This window comes from Pseudonocardia sp. NPDC046786 (assembly GCF_040645415.1).
Taxonomy (GTDB): domain Bacteria; phylum Actinomycetota; class Actinomycetes; order Mycobacteriales; family Pseudonocardiaceae; genus Pseudonocardia; species Pseudonocardia kongjuensis.
This window is the reverse complement of record NZ_JBEYYF010000042.1, coordinates 12,738-29,166: the sequence shown is the minus strand read 5'-3', so window position 1 is coordinate 29,166 and position 16,429 is coordinate 12,738. Positions and strand designations below refer to the sequence as shown.

Annotated in this window: 19 protein-coding genes; 11 read left to right on the top strand and 8 right to left on the bottom strand. The window is 76.0% G+C overall.

The window, feature by feature from the left end:
* The first annotated feature begins 455 nt into the window (after positions 1 to 455).
* From ABZ881_RS29845 to ABZ881_RS29830, 4 genes are all read left to right on the top strand, one after another.
* Positions 456 to 1,352 (top strand): DUF559 domain-containing protein, encoded by an 897-nt coding sequence (locus tag ABZ881_RS29845; RefSeq protein ID WP_358489224.1) that lies wholly within the window; start codon positions 456 to 458, stop codon positions 1,350 to 1,352.
* Positions 1,353 to 1,587: 235 nt separating this feature from the next.
* A complete protein-coding gene (locus ABZ881_RS29840; RefSeq protein ID WP_358489223.1) occupies positions 1,588 to 2,796 on the top strand; it encodes a sensor histidine kinase in 1,209 nt (402 codons plus the stop codon).
* The gene (locus ABZ881_RS29835; RefSeq protein ID WP_358489222.1) at positions 2,793 to 3,464 is read left to right on the top strand and encodes a response regulator transcription factor; all 672 of its coding nucleotides are present in this window, start codon (positions 2,793 to 2,795) and stop codon (positions 3,462 to 3,464) included. The genes ABZ881_RS29840 and ABZ881_RS29835 overlap by 4 nt, the downstream gene beginning before the upstream one ends.
* Positions 3,461 to 4,453 (top strand): DUF418 domain-containing protein, encoded by a 993-nt coding sequence (locus ABZ881_RS29830; RefSeq protein ID WP_358489220.1) that lies wholly within the window; start codon positions 3,461 to 3,463, stop codon positions 4,451 to 4,453. The genes ABZ881_RS29835 and ABZ881_RS29830 overlap by 4 nt, the downstream gene beginning before the upstream one ends.
* Here ABZ881_RS29830 and ABZ881_RS29825 read toward each other — a convergent pair.
* Positions 4,378 to 5,445, bottom strand: a complete 1,068-nt coding sequence (locus ABZ881_RS29825; RefSeq protein WP_358489218.1) for an NAD(P)-dependent alcohol dehydrogenase — start codon at positions 5,443 to 5,445, stop codon at positions 4,378 to 4,380. The genes ABZ881_RS29830 and ABZ881_RS29825 overlap by 76 nt on opposite strands.
* A gap of 78 nt (positions 5,446 to 5,523) precedes the next feature.
* Here ABZ881_RS29825 and ABZ881_RS29820 point away from each other — a divergent pair, with 78 nt between their 5' ends.
* Positions 5,524 to 6,180, top strand: a complete 657-nt coding sequence (locus ABZ881_RS29820) for a TetR/AcrR family transcriptional regulator (RefSeq protein ID WP_358489216.1) — start codon at positions 5,524 to 5,526, stop codon at positions 6,178 to 6,180.
* Here ABZ881_RS29820 and mgtE read toward each other — a convergent pair.
* From mgtE to ABZ881_RS29805, 3 genes are all read right to left on the bottom strand, one after another.
* Positions 6,149 to 7,585 carry a magnesium transporter gene (gene mgtE / locus ABZ881_RS29815; protein ID WP_358489215.1) on the bottom strand — a complete coding sequence of 479 codons (1,437 nt, stop codon included), beginning with the start codon at positions 7,583 to 7,585 and terminating at the stop codon, positions 6,149 to 6,151. The two genes, ABZ881_RS29820 and mgtE, sit on opposite strands and share 32 nt — an antisense overlap.
* Before the next feature lie 129 nt (positions 7,586 to 7,714).
* Entirely contained in the window at positions 7,715 to 8,746 is a 1,032-nt protein-coding gene (locus tag ABZ881_RS29810) for a methyltransferase (protein WP_358489213.1), read from the bottom strand.
* A 47-nt stretch (positions 8,747 to 8,793) separates the two neighbouring features.
* Positions 8,794 to 9,279: a cupin domain-containing protein gene (locus ABZ881_RS29805; protein WP_358489211.1), complete on the bottom strand. Its 486-nt coding sequence runs from the start codon at positions 9,277 to 9,279 to the stop codon at positions 8,794 to 8,796.
* Positions 9,280 to 9,448: 169 nt separating this feature from the next.
* On the opposite strand from ABZ881_RS29805, the gene ABZ881_RS29800 reads away from it, so the two are divergent.
* The 3 genes from ABZ881_RS29800 (at position 9,449) to ABZ881_RS29790 (ending at position 11,146) form a co-directional block, all read left to right on the top strand.
* Entirely contained in the window at positions 9,449 to 9,784 is a 336-nt protein-coding gene (locus tag ABZ881_RS29800; RefSeq protein ID WP_358489210.1) for a hypothetical protein, read from the top strand.
* Between the two features lie 76 nt (positions 9,785 to 9,860).
* Positions 9,861 to 10,511, top strand: a complete 651-nt coding sequence (locus ABZ881_RS29795) for a thioredoxin domain-containing protein (protein ID WP_344027505.1) — start codon at positions 9,861 to 9,863, stop codon at positions 10,509 to 10,511.
* Positions 10,508 to 11,146, top strand: coding sequence for a vitamin K epoxide reductase family protein (locus ABZ881_RS29790; RefSeq protein WP_358489208.1), 639 nt, complete (start codon positions 10,508 to 10,510; stop codon positions 11,144 to 11,146). The genes ABZ881_RS29795 and ABZ881_RS29790 overlap by 4 nt, the downstream gene beginning before the upstream one ends.
* Before the next feature lie 172 nt (positions 11,147 to 11,318).
* On the opposite strand, the gene tatA is transcribed toward ABZ881_RS29790, so the two are convergent.
* Both tatA and ABZ881_RS29780 read right to left on the bottom strand, forming a co-directional pair.
* Complete coding sequence (gene tatA, locus ABZ881_RS29785) at positions 11,319 to 11,561, bottom strand: twin-arginine translocase TatA/TatE family subunit (protein ID WP_344027509.1); 243 nt, start codon at positions 11,559 to 11,561, stop codon at positions 11,319 to 11,321.
* A gap of 3 nt (positions 11,562 to 11,564) precedes the next feature.
* Complete coding sequence (locus tag ABZ881_RS29780) at positions 11,565 to 12,158, bottom strand: hypothetical protein (protein WP_358489206.1); 594 nt, start codon at positions 12,156 to 12,158, stop codon at positions 11,565 to 11,567.
* A 658-nt stretch (positions 12,159 to 12,816) separates the two neighbouring features.
* Here ABZ881_RS29780 and ABZ881_RS29775 point away from each other — a divergent pair.
* Both ABZ881_RS29775 and ABZ881_RS29770 read left to right on the top strand, forming a co-directional pair.
* Positions 12,817 to 13,446: a DedA family protein gene (locus ABZ881_RS29775; protein WP_358489205.1), complete on the top strand. Its 630-nt coding sequence runs from the start codon at positions 12,817 to 12,819 to the stop codon at positions 13,444 to 13,446.
* A 47-nt stretch (positions 13,447 to 13,493) separates the two neighbouring features.
* On the top strand, positions 13,494 to 14,486 hold the full coding sequence (locus ABZ881_RS29770; RefSeq protein WP_358489203.1) for an NADPH:quinone reductase: 993 nt from the start codon (positions 13,494 to 13,496) through the stop codon (positions 14,484 to 14,486).
* Positions 14,487 to 14,517: 31 nt separating this feature from the next.
* Here ABZ881_RS29770 and ABZ881_RS29765 read toward each other — a convergent pair whose 3' ends face one another.
* Together ABZ881_RS29765 and ABZ881_RS29760 are read right to left on the bottom strand one after the other, a co-directional pair.
* On the bottom strand, positions 14,518 to 14,703 hold the full coding sequence (locus tag ABZ881_RS29765) for a hypothetical protein (protein WP_358489201.1): 186 nt from the start codon (positions 14,701 to 14,703) through the stop codon (positions 14,518 to 14,520).
* 61 nt (positions 14,704 to 14,764) lie between these two features.
* Positions 14,765 to 15,172 carry an ATP-binding protein gene (locus tag ABZ881_RS29760; protein ID WP_358489199.1) on the bottom strand — a complete coding sequence of 136 codons (408 nt, stop codon included), beginning with the start codon at positions 15,170 to 15,172 and terminating at the stop codon, positions 14,765 to 14,767.
* 164 nt (positions 15,173 to 15,336) lie between these two features.
* Here ABZ881_RS29760 and ABZ881_RS29755 point away from each other — a divergent pair, with 164 nt between their 5' ends.
* Positions 15,337 to 16,428: a glycosyltransferase family 4 protein gene (locus ABZ881_RS29755; protein ID WP_358489196.1), complete on the top strand. Its 1,092-nt coding sequence runs from the start codon at positions 15,337 to 15,339 to the stop codon at positions 16,426 to 16,428.
* The last annotated feature ends 1 nt before the right edge of the window (position 16,429 follow it).

Genomic DNA, 16,429 nt, shown 5'->3' with positions numbered 1-16,429 from the left:
GGCTCCACGAGTACAACCACCACCGGCCCCACTCAGCAATCGGGAAGGCCGCGCCCATCACCAGGTTGACCAACCTGGCTGGGCATCACAACTAGGCCGTCCCGCTCCACGGCCGTCCCGCTGCACGGCCGTCCCGCCGCCCCGCGGCACAGGCGCCCTGCCGCACGGCCGCCCTGCCGCACGGCCGCCCTGCCGCACGGCCGCCCTGCCGCACAGCGCTGCCCCGTCGCGCAGTGCTGCCCCGACGCACGGTCCCGCTCCGCCGCACAGCCTCGCCCCACCTCTCGCCGCCCCTCCCAACCGCCGAGATGCGCACCAGCGCTGGATGTGGATCTCCCCCGAACCCTGACGCGCATCTCGGCGGGGGTGATCCGGGCACGGACGGTTGTTCGCGATCGGGACCGGCGTGGTGCGAATGACCGCGGGAGCCGGGGTCCCCGGCGCAGGATCGGCGGATGCGGGAGCTGCCGGAGGTGTTTCGCGGCTCGGCTGCCGTGGCTGCCGGGCTTGTCACCCCGGGACGCCTGCGGGGCAGGGACTTCCGCCGGCTACTGCCCGACGTCCACGCCCGCGCCGACGCCCCTTCGGATCTGCGGCTGCGGTCGCTCGCGGCGTCGGTGTGGGCGGGGCCGGGCGCGGTGCTGTGCGGGTACTCGGCGGCGGAGCTGCTCGGCCGGTCCTGCGCGCCCCGCGGCGCCCCGGCCGAGGTGATCGTCACCGGCTCGGGGGTCCGCTCCCGCCCCGGCGTGCGGGTGCGCCGCGACCGGCTGCACCCGGGGGAGATCGACCGGATCGACGGGGTCCGGATCACCAGCCGGATGCGCACCGCGTTCGACCTGGCCCGGTGGCTGCAGCCGACCGAGGGCGTCGTCGCGGTGGACGCGCTCGCCCGCGGCGAGTTCGCGCCCGACCTGCTGCTGAACTTCGCGGCGCGCTACCGGGGCGTGCGCGGCGTCCGGCGCGTGCTCGAGGCCCTGGCCTGGGCCGACGCCAGGTCCGGGTCACCGCAGGAGACCCGGCTCCGGCTGATCCTGGTGCGCGCCGACCTGCCCCGGCCGGTACCGCAGTTCGCCGTGCTCGACGACGACCGGCGCCGCGCCGTCTGGCTCGATCTGGCCTATCCCGCGCACCGGCTCGGCGTCGAGTACGACGGCGGGAACCACTTCGCCGTCCCGGAGCGCGCCCGGGCCGACGCGGCGCGGCACACCCGCCTCGCCGCCGCCGGCTGGCGGGTCCTGCGCTACACCGCCGACGACATGCGCCGCACCCCGCACCGGATCGTCGACGAGGTCCGCGGGGCACTGCGCCGAGATGCGCACCATCGCGAATCGTCGATCACCCCCGGACCCTGACGCGCATCTCGGCGGGGGAGCTCCGACCGTGGTCGGAGGCGGGGATCCGTCCGGGCTCCGATGAGATGCGGGGGTGTGGCGGGGCAGGGTCGCACACATGCGAACGACGCGGCGCAGTCCGGGTGGGGGGCCGCGGTCCGCCACGATCGGGAACCGAGCATCATGGCTGGTCATGAAGGGTCGTGGCGGGCATGCGGGGCGCCGGGGTACGTCGGCCGCGGCGGAGCGGCCCACGGTGGTCGAGCGATTCGTGACGCTGTGCCGGCGCAATCCGGTCGTCGTCGACGCTGTGCTCGCCGCGCTGCTGCTCTACGTCGCGGTCACCTGGACCCTGGAGGGCAAGGTCCCGCGGGCCGAGCAGACGCACGCCCTGGTGGCGGCGGTGCTGATCGCGATGCCGGTGGTGCTCCGCCGGACCCATCCGATCCCGGCGGCCGTCGCCGCCGCCGTCATCGCGGCGGTCGCGCAGCTGTTCTTCCCCGGCGTCGGTGCGGCGATCCTGCTGCCGGCGCTCGTCATGGGCTACTCGGCGATCGCCTACGGCCCGCGCTGGGCCGGCTCCGCGGCCTTCGTGCTGATCTTCGCCGGCGCGGTGATCCAGCCGTCGATCTCCCTGCTGACCAGCACCGTCGATCCGCCGGGGCCGTGGGCGCTGCCGCTGGTGTACGGCGTCCCGCTGCTGATCGCACTGCTGGTGTGGCTGTTCGGCTCGCTGCGCCGGGCCGCCGTCCGGCGGACCGAGCAGCTGCGCGAGCGCGCCCGGCTGCTCGAGGACAGCCGCCGCCAGGAGGTCCGGATCGAGCTGCTGGCCGAGCGCTCCCGGATCTCGCGGGAGGTGCACGACGTCGTCGCGCACTCGCTGTCCGGCATCATCGCCCAGGCCGACGGCGGGCAGTTCGCCGCGCAGCGCGACCCGCAGAAGGCGGTCGACGTGCTGGCCGGCATCGCCACCACCGGCCGGGAGGCGCTCGCCGACGTCCGCGGACTGCTGGAGATGCTGCGCGACTCCGGGGTCGACGACGGGGCCGACGACGAGGCGGGCCGCCCGCAGCCCGGCACCGACGACATCGCCGCGCTCGTCGAGCAGGTCCGCTCCGGCGGGCTGCCGGTCGGGCTCGCCGTCACCGGGACGCCGCGCCCGGTCGGCGGCGGCAGCGGACTGACCGCGTACCGGGTGGTGCAGGAGGCGCTGACCAATGTGCTCAAGCACGCCGGGCCGGCCACCCCGACCCGGGTCGGTCTGGAATGGACCGACGACGAGCTGACCGTCCGGGTCCGCGACGAGGGGGCGCGCGGCCCGGTCCCGCGGCCCCCGCGCGGCGGGCACGGCCTGGTCGGCATGCGTGAACGGGCCGCCCTGCACGGCGGATCCGTCGAGACCGGCCCGCACCCGGACGGCGGCTGGGCCGTCCGGCTGCGGCTGCCGCTGAGAGGAGAACGGTGACCGCTGTCCGCCTGATGCTGGTCGACGACCAGGAACTGGTCCGGGCCGGCTTCGCGATGGTGCTCGACTCGTGCGACGACCTGTCCGTCGTCGCCCAGGCCGGTGACGGCGAGGCCGCACTGGCCGAGCTGGACCGCACCGAGGTCGACGTCGTGCTCATGGACGTCCGGATGCCGAGACTGGACGGCATCGAGGCCACCCGGCGGGCGGTCGCCGCGCACCCCGGGCTGAAGGTGATGGTGCTGACGACGTTCGATCTCGACGAGTCGGTGACCGCCGCCATCGGCGCCGGGGCCAGCGGGTTCCTGCTCAAGGACGTGCGGCCGCAGGAGCTGATCGAGGCCGTCCGGACCGTGTACCGGGGCGACTCGGTCGTCGACCCGGTCTCCACCCGGCGGCTGCTGCGGGCCACCGCACCGCTGCTGTCCGCACCGGAGCCCGCCGCGGCGCAGCCGGACGCGCAGGCCGCGCTGGCCGGGCTGACCCCGCGCGAGCACGAGGTGCTCGGCCTGGTCGGGCAGGGCATGAGCAACGCCGAGATCCAGGCCGAGCTGGTCGTCTCCGAGGCGACCGTGAAGACCCACATCGGGCACCTGCTGGCGAAGACGCAGTCCCGGGACCGGGTACAGCTGGTGGCGCTGGCCTTCCGCGCCGGGCTCGTCCGATGAGCGCGCCGGGCGGCGTCACTCAGCAGACCCGGATCCGCGCGCTGGACGCGATCCGCGGTCTCGCCCTGTGCGGCATCCTCCTCGTCAACATCCCGCCGCTGGCCGACATGCCGATCCCGGCCCGGGACGGCTGGCAGGGCGGCACCGAGCAGTGGTTCGCGCTGCTCGTCCAGCAGCGGTTCTTCCCGATCTTCTCGTTCCTGTTCGGACTGGGCTTCGCGATCTTCCTGCAGCGCGCTGCGACCCGCACCGACCGGCCACGGCTGGTGCTGCTGCGCCGGCTCGTCGCGCTGGGCGTGCTCGGCGCGCTGCACCAGCTGCTGCACCCCGGGGAGGCGTTGCTGCCGTACGCGATCGTCGGGATCGTCGTGCTGCTCCCCGCGTCCTGGCTGCCCCGGGCCGTGGTGCTGGCCGGCGGGATCGCCGCGACCGGGCTCGCCGTGTTCGTCGCGCACGGCGGCCTGCTGCTGGTCCCCGGCATGTTCCTGCTCGGCCTGGCCGCGGCGGGCTACGGCGTCCCGGAACGGCTGGAGCGGCCCGGGCGCGGCGTCGGGATCGTCTGCGCGGCGGCGGTCGCCGCCTCGGTGCCGCTGCTCGTCCTGCAGGCCGGCTCGATCGAGACCAGCGGGTTCGACCACCTGTCCCCGGCGGCCGGGCTGGTCCTCGCGGTGGCCTACGTGACCGGGCTCGCCCTGCTGCTGCGCACCCCGGCCGGGCCCGCGCTCTCCGCGGTGCTCGAACCGCTCGGCCGGATGGCGCTGACGAACTACCTGGCTGCCACGCTGCTGGTGCTCGCGCTCGCCCCGGCGATCGGTCTGACCGGTTCCGAGCGCTACCCGCTGGTGCCCGCGTTCGCCGGGGCGATCCTGCTGGTGCAGGTGCTGTTCAGCCGGTGGTGGATGGGCCGCTTCGGCTACGGCCCGGTGGAGTGGCTCTGGCGGACGGTCTCCTGGTGGCGGCCGGTCCCGCTGCGCCGCTCCGCGGCCTGATCCGGACCGCGCCCCGCGCCGACCCGCACGACGATCTTGCCCCGGGCCCGGCCGGACCCGAGATGCTCGATCGCGGCGCCGGCGTCGTCGAGCCCGACGGTCCGGTCGAGCACCGGGGTGAGCTCGCCGGCTTCGACCAGCTCCCGCAGGTGCCCCAGGTCGGTGCTGTTCTCCGAGGCCACCAGCACGACGAGCCGCTGCCGCAGCAGCGGGGACAGTGCCGCCGCGCGCAGCAGCCGCCCGTACCCGCCGGTGATCCGGGCGTCCGGCCGCTCGCCGCCGATCAGCACCGCGGTGCCGCGCGGGGCGAGCAGCCGGCGCAGCCGGGTGACCGGCGGGTTGCCGCCGATGTCGAGCACGACGTCCCAGCGGCGGCCGAGCCGGTGCACGTCGGTGGTGCTGCGGTCGATCACCTCGGTCGCGCCCAGCCCGCGGACGAGATCCACCGATCCGGCGCGGCACACCGCCGTCACCGAGGCGCCCGCGGCCCGGGCGACCTGCACTGCGAACGTCCCGACCCCGCCGGAGGCGCCCAGCACCAGCACCGAGGCGCCCGGCATGACCCGGCCCGCGGTGTGCACCGCCTGCCAGGCGGTCTGGCCGGACACCCCGATCGCGGCGGCCATCTCCGGGGCGAGGCCGGCCGGGGCGGGCGCGAGCCGGTCCGCCGGTGCGACGGCGTACTCGGCGAGGCTGCCCTTCGGTGCCGTGCCGAACACCGCGTCGCCCGCGGCGAACCCGCTCACCCCGGACCCGACGGCGACGATCTCGCCGGCGAGATCGCGGCCGGGCACCGGGATGCGCGGCGCCCGCAGCCCGACGGCGGGCCGGACCGCGAGCGGCAGCCCGGCCATCAGGTGCCAGGTGCCGCGGTCCAGCGCGGCGGCCGCGACCCGGACCAGCACCTCGCCCGGTCCCGGCTCGGGCACCGGCAGCTCCGCCACCCGCCACACCCCGGTCGTGCCGTACCGCTCCTGCACCACAGCGCGCATCGCCTGCTCCTGTACTAAGTACGAAAACGTACGTTGTACGGTACGGGTACCAGGGCAGCGACCACAAGGGGGACGTCGATGGCGCGGCAGCAGCTGAGCCGCGAGCGGGTACTCGCCGCGGCCACCGAGCTGGCCGACCGGGAGGGGATCGCGGCGCTCACCATCCGGGCCGTCGCGAACCGGCTCGGCAGCGCACCGATGGCCGTCTACCACCACGTCGCCGGCAAGGACGAGATCCTCGACGGCCTGGTCGACGCCGTCTTCGCCGAGTTCGAGGTGCCGGTGCCGGGCCGGCCGTGGCGGCCCGAGCTGGCCCGCCGCAGCCACTCCGCGCGGGCCGCGCTGGCCCGCCACCCCTGGGCGACGCCGCTGCTCGAGAGCCGCCGCCGGCCCGGCCCGGCCACCCTCGCCCAGCACGACGCGGTGCTCGGCACGCTGCTGTCCGACGGGTTCGACGTGCCCGCCGCCGGGCACGCATTCGCCCTGATCGACGCCTTCGTCTACGGGTTCGCGCTGCAGGAGGCCACGATCCCGTTCACCCCGGACGCCATCGAGGACGGCGCGCGGGAGATCGTCGCCACCCTCCCGGACGGCGGCTACCCGCACCTGGCGCGCTTCGTCGCCGAGCGGATCGGCCCCGGCTACGCCTTCGGCGACGAGTTCGACGTGTGCCTGGAGCTGGTGCTCGACGGCATCGGCACGCTCAGAGCTGCAGCACCAGGTGCGCCACGCTGAAGTAGATGACCAGCCCGGTGGCGTCCACCAGGGTGGTCACCGCCGGCGCCGACACCACCGCCGGGTCGATCCCGATCCGCCGCGCCACCAGCGGCATCGTCGCCCCGATCGTCGCCGCCCAGGCGCAGATCACCACCAGCGAGATGCCGACCACCAGCGCGATCGACGCGCCGACCAGCGCCGTCCCGATCAGCAGGCCGGCCAGCGCCAGCATGGTGCCCAGCGCGGCCCCGACGCGGGCCTCCCGCCACATCACGGCCAGCACGTCGGACGGGCGGACCTCGCCGACCGCCAGCGCGCGCACGCTCGCCGTCGCCGCCTGCGCACCGGCGTTCCCGCCGGTGCCGATCAGCAGCGGCACGAACAGCGCCAGCGCGGTGACCTGGGCCAGGGTGGCCTCGAAGTACTGCAGGACGTTCACCGTCAGGGTCGCCGCGACCAGCAGCAGGAGCAGCCACACCACCCGGGAGCGGGCCAGGCCCAGCACGCCCGCGGTCATGTAGTGGCCCTGCCACGGCTCGGCGCCGGACTGGCGGGCCACGTCCTCGGACTCGGCCCGCTCCAGCTCCTCCACCGCGTCGTCGATGGTGAGCAGCCCGAGCAGCCGGCGCTCGGCGTCGACCACCGGCAGCGCGATCCCGTCCGAGTCACCGAGCAGGCGGGCCGCATCCTCGCCGGTGTCGGTCGCGCGGACCCAGTCGATGTCGGTCTCGACGAGCTCGGCCAGCGGCGTCTCCGGCGGGCTCAGCACCAGCTCGCGCAACCCGACCGTGCCCTCCAGTCGCCGGCCCGGGCCGACCACCGGCAGGGTGTACACGGTCTCGGCATCCCGGCCGGTGCGGCGCACCCGGGCCAGCGCGTCGGCGACGGTGCCGCCGGCGTGCAGGCTGACCACCTCGGGCGTCATGAGCCGCCCGACCGAACCCGCCGGATAGCCGAGCAGCGCCGCGGTCGCCCGGCGCCGGTCCGGGGTCAGCCCGGCCAGCACCCGGTGCGCGACCGACGCCGGCATCTCGCCGAGCAGCCGGGCGCGGTCGTCCGGGTCGAGGCCCTCGACCAGCTCGAGCACCGTGTGGCCGCGGCCGTCGGCGGGCTCGCCCGCGGTGCCCTCGCGCATCCCGTCCAGCACCCGCTGGGCGCTGACCGCGTCCAGCTCCTCGAACACGGCTGCGGCGGTGTCCTTGTCCAGCAGTCGGAACAGCACCCCGGCGTCGGACTCGTCGCAGCGCGCCAGCACCTCGGCCAGGTCGCGTGCGCTCAGGTCGCAGGCCCGGGCCGCGACGCCGACCAGGTCGCCGTCGTGCAGGGCGCCGGTGAGCAGATCGGTGAGGTGGTCGGGATGTTCCGGGACCGCACCCCGGGGGGCCTGCTCGGCCTGCGTGCGCGTCGTGGTGGTCGCGTCCATGTCCACCTCCCTGTGTTCCGGCGGCGGGCCGGGACGCGCGGAACCGCGCGCAGGAACCGGCCCGGAGGATTGCGTACGGAAACGGTCGTACGCGTCGCCCCAGCGTCTCGCACCCGGGCCGGGCGCCGCTCAGCGGGGTGTTCGGCGGACCGGCACCGGGCGGGCGTCGATCACGCTGCGCGGGCCCGCCGTCGCGGTCACCGACTCGACCCGGAAACCGGTGTCCGCCAGCAGCTCCGCGTACTCGGTGCGGGTCCGCTCGCGGCCGCCGGTGCCGACCAGCATGTGCAGGTCGTAGAGCGCGGGACCGGGATCGCCCGGCCCGTCGTCGGGCAGCACCTGCTCGACGACCAGCACCCGGGCGTCCGGGCCGGTCGCGGTCCGCACGTTGCGCAGCAGGGCGCGGCACTCGTCGTCGGTCCAGTCGTGCAGGACGAACGAGAGCAGATACACCTCCGCGCCGCCGGGTACCGCCTCGAAGAAGTCGCCCATCATCACGTCGCAGCGGTCCGCGACGCCGGCCGCGGCCAGCTCGGCGTGCGCCCGCTGCGCCACCTGCGGGAGGTCCACCAGGATCCCGCGGCAGGCCGGGCGGGCGGCCAGCACGTGCCGCAGCAGCGCACCCGTCCCGCCGCCGAGATCGACCACGGCGCCGCCGTCCGGGACGTCGTAGGCCGCGACGAACCGGGCGCCCGCGTCGTCGATCAGCCCGCGCTGGGTGACGTCGTAGAGCGCGCCCAGCTCGGGGCGCCGGGCGAGATGGTCGAACAGCGGCCGGCCGTTCACCCGGCTGCACGCCTGCTCGCCGGTGCGGACCGATGCGGTCAGGTCGTCCCACAGCGGCCGCCACAACCGGGAGGTGAGCAGCGCCCTGGCGTGTGCGCCGCCGGGTGCGTCGCGGCGCAGCGCCGCGCCGAGCGGGGTGGCCGACCAGCGGTCGTCCGGTCCGCGGGTGCACAGGCCGAGGGTGGCGAGCGCGCGCAGCAGCCGGTCCAGGGCCGGCGGGTGCGCGCCGGTCGCCTCGGCCAGCTCCGCGGTGTCTGCCGGGCCCCGGGCGAGGACGTCGGCGACGCCCAGCTCCGCGGCGGCGCAGATCGTGTCCGTCGTCCAGTGCGCCTGGACCATGCCGACCAGCTCGGTGGCGGGGGAGGGGATGTCCATCCCGGGAGTGTCCCCGGTCACACCGGTGGACGCCGCCGGTGCCGCGGTCAGAACCCGGGATGGTCGCGCAGGTTCGCCTGGTCGCAGGTCAGCGCGAACGCGTCGACCTCGGCCGGGGTGGGCGGCTCGGCCCGGGCGGCGAACTCGGCCAGCCCGCGGAAGTAGCGCTCCCGCGGCGCGCCGGGCACGAACAGGATCAGGAACCGGGCGTCGGAGTCCGGCCCGGTGCGGAACGCGTGCACCCCGCCGGTCGGGACGTGCACCAGGTCGCCGGGCTCGGCCTCGGTCCGGTTCGTCCCGGTCATGATGCGCAGGCGCCCGTCGAGCACGTAGAAGCTCTCGGTGAAGCCGGAGTGGTAGTGCGGCATCGCGCCCGGCGAGTCCGGCGGGATCCAGGACTCGAACAGCCCGAAGCCGCCACCGACGGCGTCGCCGGGTGCGGCGAACCGGGTCCACGACCCGGTCCGCGAGGTCACGGCCCGCTCGGTGTCCGCGACGGGACGCCACACCGCCGACGGCTCGGGGAAGCTCACGTCCACCGACGGTAGTCGCCCGGTGACCGGACGTCCTGCCGCGGCGGCCGGTCGATCCGGACCGGTCCCGCGGCCGAACGCCGGGGGAGCGGGGGACGGCCCGCCCGCCGTCGGTATCGTCGGGGTCCCGGGCGGAGCGGGTCCGCCGCGGTCCCCGTCGAGGAGCGAGGTGAGGTCGTTGCGCGCCTTCGCCTCACTGTTGCTGCTGGCCCTGGCGCTGCTGGTCTGCGCGGGCCCGGCCGCCGCCGGGCCGCCGCCCGGGCACACCGCCGCGCTCGGCGCCGCCGACTGCCCGTACCACCCGCCCTCGACGCTGCACGCGGGCGACTCCGAGCAGGTCCCGCGGCGCGGCGACGACGGGCCACCGGTCCCGGACGTCGCACCGGCCACCGTCGCCGTCGCGCTCGCCCCGGTCGTGCCGCCGGACACCGCCGCGCCGGCACCGCCGGAACGCACGCTGCGCACACCCTCACCGGTCGAACACCTCTGCGTCGACCGGAACTGACCTGCGGGAGCCCGGTCCGTCCGTCCCCGATCCCGTGACCCGGCACCCCGCCGGCCCCCGTGGAGGCACCCTCCCGATGACCCGCAACGTCACGATCTCCCTCGCCGTCGTCGGCGCGTTCGCGCTGGTACTGGCCGCCCTGCTGTTCGCAGGCCGCCCCGACGCCCCGGACACAGCCCCGGGCGGCGCCGTCGCCGCCGACACCCTCGCCCCGGCCGAGGCGCCGCGGCTCAACGACAACCCGGACGCAGCCGTCACGATGGTCGAGTTCCTCGACTTCGAGTGCCCGTCCTGCGCCCAGATCCAGCCGGTGATGAGCCAGCTCGTCGACCAGTACGGCGACCGCGTCGAGTTCGTCGTCCGCTACTTCCCGCTGCCCCACCACAGCAACGCCGAGCCGGCCGCCGTCGCCGCCGAGGCCGCGCACCGGCAGGGCAGCTTCGTCCCGATGTACGAGCGGGTGTTCCAGACCCAGGCCGAGTGGGCCGGCTCGCCGGACGCCGCCGGCATCTTCCGCGGCTACGCCGAGCAGCTCGGCCTCGACATGGCCGCCTACGACGCGGCCGTCGCCGACCCGGCCACCCTGGCCGCCGTGCAGGAGGCCGAGCAGGCCGGCCTGGCGGCCGGCGTGCAGAGCACCCCGACGTTCTTCGTCAACGGCGAGCAGCTGAACCCGGAGTCCGTGCAGGACATCACCGACGCCCTTGACGCGGCGGTGAACCCGTGACCGCCGCCGCCCCGACCGAGGAGTTCGCCCGCGTGCCCGCCGAGCCCGTCCCCGCGGTCCCCGGACCGCTGCCGCGGCTGCTGCCCTGGCTGCTGATCGTCGGCGGTGGGCTCGGCCTTCTGGCCGCGTTCACGCTGACCGTCGAGCGGATCGCGCTGCTCCAGGACCCGACCTACCAGCCCTCGTGCAGCATCAACCCGGTGCTGTCCTGCGGGTCGGTGATGACCACCGAGCAGGCCGCGTTCTTCGGGTTCCCGAACCCGCTGCTCGGGATCGGCGCGTTCGCCGTCGTCGTCACCACCGGGGTGGCGCTGCTCGCCGGCGCCCGCTTCCCGACCTGGTACTGGGCCGGGCTGACCGCCGGCTCGGCGGCCGGGGTCGTGTTCGTGCACTACCTGATCTTCCAGAGCCTCTACCGGATCGGCGCGCTCTGCCCGTACTGCATGGTCGTGTGGGCGGTGACGATCCCGATCTTCTGGTACGTCGCGCTCGCCACGCTGGACCGCAGTGGCGGTGCCCGGGGGCTCTACGCCGGACTGCGCCAGTACCACGCGGTGCCGGTGGTGCTGTGGTTCGTGGTGATCATCGGGCTGGCCCTGCAGCGGTTCTGGGACTACTGGTCGACCCTGATCTGAGTTCGGCGCTACCCGTCCGGTGCGGGGGCCGCAGGGTCTCCGCACCGGCGGGCGGGTGGGGAGCCGCCCCGCTCAGCGCGCAGGGCGGTCTGCGCGCTCAGCGCGCTGTGTTGCCGCCCCGCTCAGCGCGCTGTGTTGCCGCCCCGCTCAGCGCGCTGTGCTGCCTGCGCGCTCAGCGCTCGGTGTCACTGCGGGACTCGGTCCGCGGGGTCTCCCGGCCGGCGCCCGCCTCGGGGAGCTCCTTGGGCGGCGTCGCGTCGTCCCCGTCCTTCTCGTCCTTGGCGTTCAGCTCGGTCTTGAGGATCCGGCTGGACCGCCCCACCGAGCGGGCCAGGTCCGGCAGCTTCTTCGCGCCGAACAGCAGCACGACCACGAGCAGGATGATCAGCAGCTGGGTCGGTCCGGGAGGGGTCATCTCTCACTCCTTGTCCGCCGGGCGGATGCCCAGCACGTGACGCAGGTACAGCGACCGCGTCGCGGCCGCACACAACAGGAACGGCGGGACCACCGCCAGCAGCAGCGGCCACACCGCGGCGGGCGGCGCGGCCATCCCGAACAACGGGGCGACCGGGGTGAAGGGTAACGCGACGCCCGTTACCACCACTGCGGCCACCGTCACCAGCACCGCGCGGGCCGGCCGGCCCGGGTGCGCAGCAGGAGCAGCACCAGTACCTGCGAGAGCACGCCCTCGACGAACCAGACGGCCTGGAACACCGCCCTCCTCCGGGGTGTCCAGGCCGAGATGGCGCCACACCGCCCAGAACGTCAGCAGGTCGAACACCGAGCACAGCGGCCCGAGCACGGCCATGAACCGCAGCATCCCGCGGGTGTCCCAGCCCCGGGGCCGGACCGTCCAGCCCGGCTCCACCCGGTCGAACGGCAGCGCCAGCGCGGCCACGCTGAACAGCACGCTCCGCAGCACCAGATGGGCGGGCAGCAACGGCAGGAACGGCAGCACCGCCGAGGCGACCACCACCGACAGCGCGTTGCCGACGTTGAGCGCCGCGGTCACCGTCAGGTATCGGGTGCCCCGTGCCCCGCCCGCCGGCTGCGGCGCTGGGCGGCGGCGTTCTCGGCGACCGTCTTCCTCGTCATCGGCGCCGGCTGGGCGGTGCTCGGCGGTGGCGGCGGCCTGGTGACCGCCGACGTGACCGGGGAGAGCGTGGCCGACGGCGCCACCGACGTCCTGCTGGTCGGCAGCGACTCGCTGCGCGCCGTCAACGGCGCCGTCGTGCTCGACCAGGGCCGGGACCTCACCTCGCTGGTCGCGCACGCCGCCGAGCTGCGCGGCGACCGGGTGGGGTTCCGCACCGTCCCGACCGGCCGGGCGGACTACCGGACCGGCTCCGAGGGCGTCGCCGTCGAGGTGGATCCGGCGGAGGTCAGCGCGTTCTTCTCGGGGCTCACCGCCCCGGAGCAGCCGCCCACCGACGACTCCGGCCCCGGGGGCGCCGGAGACGGCACCGGAGCAGGCACTGTGGAGGACGACACTGCGCCCACCGCCGGCGCGGGCGAGGGCAGCGCCGCCCCCGCGGGGAGACCCGGTTCCCGGGCCGGAACCCGCGAGCGTTCCCCCTCCCGACCTGACCGCCGACGGCGTGCCCTGGGTGGACTGATCCCCACCCGGCACGTTCCCGAGCCGAGGAGCTCCCATCTCCGAGATCATCGAGTTGCTCAACTCCGTCCCGCTGTGGGTGGTGGTGCTCGTCGCGGGTCTGATCACCCTCGGCGAGACCACGCTGGGGATCGGGCTCGTCCTGCCCGGGGAGACCGTGCTGATCGCGGCGGCGATGGCGGTGCCCGACGTGCCGTCGGCGGTGCTGGTGACCGGTGTCGTCGCGGTCGCGGCGATGGGCGGGGACTCGATCGGCTACACGATCGGGCGCAAGCTCGGCCCCCGGCTGCGGGAGTCCCGGCTGATCCGGCGGATGGGGCAGGACAAGTGGGACGACGCGGCCCGCACCCTGCGCAGGCACGGATCGTGGGCGGTGCTGTGCGCCCGGTTCCTGCCGGTGGTGCGCACCATGACACCGGCCGCGGCGGGCGCATCCGGCCTGCCGCTGCGCCGTTTCCTGCCCGCCGTCGTGGTCGGCGCCACCGCCTGGGCGACCCTGCACGTCGCGGCCGGCTACCTGCTGCGGGAGGCCGCGGAGAAGTTCGAGCACACCTTCGGGCTGCTGGGCTGGGTGCTGCTCGGGATCGGTGTCGTGGCCGGCATGATCGCCTGGAAGGTGCGCCGCCGCCGCGCCGAGGCCCGCAGGCAGGAGGCCCGGGAGAAGGTCGCAGCGCTGCGCGAGTGACCGGGCCCGGCGAGACAGCTCCGCCCGCCGCGGGCAGGATGGCGCCGGTGAAGGCAGCCAGCTACTCCCGCGAGGGTGCGGCCCGCGACGTCCTGACCATCGGCGACCTGGAGACCCCGCAACCCGGGCCCGGGCAGGTCAGGGTCCGGATCCGCATCTCGGCGGTGAACCCGACCGACACCAAGACCCGCGCGGGCACCACCCCGCGCCCGATCGACGGCGTCCGCGTCCCGCACCAGGACGGCGTCGGCGAGATCGACGCGGTCGGCGAGGGCGTCGACCCGTCCCGGGTGGGGCAGCGGGTGTGGGTGTGGCTCGCCTCGCCCGGCGGCGAGGGCGGTGCGCCGCTCGCCGAGTGGGGCAGCTGCGCGGAGTACACGGTGCTGCCCGACGCCCAGGCCACCCCGCTGCCCGACGGCGCCCCGGACGATCTCGGCGCCTGCCTCGGCGTGCCGGCGATGACCGCGTACCACTGCGTGTTCGCCGACGGCTCGGTCGCCGGACGCACCGTGCTGGTCACCGGCGGCGCCGGTGCGGTCGGGCACTACGCGATCCAGTTCGCGCGCTGGGCCGGCGCCACCGTGGTGACCACGGTGTCCGGGCCGGACAAGGCCGCGCAGGCCCGCGCGGCGGGGGCCCAGCATGTCGTCAACTACCGGGAGGGCGACCCGGCCGCCGGGATCCTGGACGCCGCCGGGCCGGTCGACCGGATCGTCGAGGTCGCGCTCGCGCAGAACCTCGAGCAGGACCTCGCCGTGCTGCGCCGCGGCGGGCACGTCGTGTCCTACGCGGCGACCCCGCAGGACCCGGCGCTGCCGGTCCGGTCGCTGATGACGGCGAACGCGGTGCTCCGGTTCATGCTGCTCTACAACGTCGAGCGGGACGTTCTGGCCGACGCGGCGCGCGGGGTGAGCGTCGCCGCGGCGCACGGCGCGCTCACCCCGCTGCCGATCCACCGGTTCGGGCTCGGCGACGTCGTCGCCGCGCACGAGGCGGTCGAGTCCGGCGTCACCGGCAAGGTCCTGGTCGACCTGCCCTGACGACGACCGGCCCGACCGCCTCCGTCGTCGGTCAGTAGGCGTCCTCGTCCTGGCCGGCGTCGCGGTACTGGTCCGCGACGTCGGCCGGATCGGCCTCGCGGTCCGCGCTCGGCACCGCCGGCCCGACCGGATCGTCGTCGTCCCCGGGGAACGCGGGGCGCTGCTGCTCGAGCGCGTCCGCCGGATCGGCCTCGGAGATCGGGGTCTCGGGGCGCATCGTCTCTCCTCTCGCTCGGTCGGTCGCTGCGTACCCACCCGCCGGGCGGCTCACGCACCGGTCAGCCGGGCCCGACCAGGTGCAGCTGCGGCGTCACCGGCGCGTCGGCCGGCCCCAGCTCGGCCCAGGTCGTCTTGCCCCGCCGGTGCCTGCGCACCCCCCAGCCGCGGGCCACCGACCCGACGATCTGCAGGCCGCGCCCGCGGGGTGCGGACGGGTCGAGCGGCCGCTCGCGGCCGGGCACCGGCGACCCGTCGCGGACCGACCCGCCGCGCACCCGGGCGGTCAGCAGCATCGGGGTGCCCGCGTGGTCGATCCCGTTGGCGACCAGCTCGTGCAGCACCAGCACGGCGTCGTCGACGAGGGCCTCGCCGAGCAGCGGCGCGAGGAAACGGCGCAGTTCCAGCCGGGCGAACCGGCAGGCCGACGGCGCCGGTGCCACCCGGAGCCGCCACGAACGGTCCCTCATCCTCGTCCTCCACTCGGCTCACCGGACGGTGGCTCATCGGACGGCGGTTCGTCGGACAGGCCTGACTACCCGCGGTGGCTGCGGCGCACACGCGGTCCGCTCGCCTGGCGGTCCGGCGCGGAGCGGGTACCGTCGGGGTGTTCGACGCGTAGAGCCACCTGCGCGTGCCCGCTCTCAGCGAGCACGACGAGGAGGCCCCGTTGCGCATCGCCGTCATCCGCACGTCCGAGGTTCCCGAGGGGTGCGGCACCGCATCCACCGCCTCCGCACTGGCCGTCGCCGGGCACCGTGTCCTGGTGCTCACCGACCGGCCCGGTGACCACGATCCGGTCCCGCCGGTGACCGGGCCGGGGGAGCTGGAGGTCCGGCCGCTGCTCGCCGCGGGCGCCGGCTTCGGCGACGACCCGCCGGACCTGGTGCACGCGGTCGGCCCGGCGGCCGTCCGGTGGGCGGCCGGGACCGGGGCGCCGGTCGTCGCGTCGTACCCGACCGGCGGCCCGGACCCGATCGGCCCGCCCGCCGGGGTCGTCGCAGTGCTGGCCGACACCGAGCACCGGCACGCCGCACTGCTCGCCGCCGGGGTGCCACGCTCGCAGCTGCGCACCGTGCCGGCCTGCGTGGACACCGACGTCTACACCGCGGCGGGCCCGGCCCTGCGCCGCGGCGAGCATCCGCGGCTGGTGCTGGTCGGGTCGCTGGGCCCCGGCGCGGGGGCGGACACCGCGATCCGCTCGCTGGCCCGGGTGCGCGACGCCGAGCTGCTCGTCGCCGGCGGCGCGGCCGGCGACGACCCGGACCGGGACCGGCTGTTCGCGATGGCCCGGGAGGCCGGGGTGACCGGGCGGGTCCGGTTCCTCGGGCCGGTCGGGGACGCGCTGCGGCCGCGGCTGCTGCGCTCCGCCGACGTCGTCCTGGACGTCCCCGGCCGCGACGTCCCGGTGACCCCGGTGCTGCAGGCGATGGCCTGCGGCCGGCCGGTGGTGGGATCGTCGGTCGGCGGCTCCGCCGATGCGGTGGTCGACCGGGTGACCGGCCTGCTGGTCCGGCCCGGGAGGCCGGCCGACGTCGCGGCCGCCGTGCGCGAGCTGCTCGCCGACGAGGCCATGCGGGCCGGCTACGGCATCGCCGGGCGGGACCGCGCGGTGTCCCGCTTCGACCGGGCCCGGATCGCCGTCACGCTGACCGCGCTCTACGGCGGGCTGGTCCGGGTGCCGCCGGAGGCCGAGACCGAGACCGAGTTGGAGCTGCTCGGCTAGT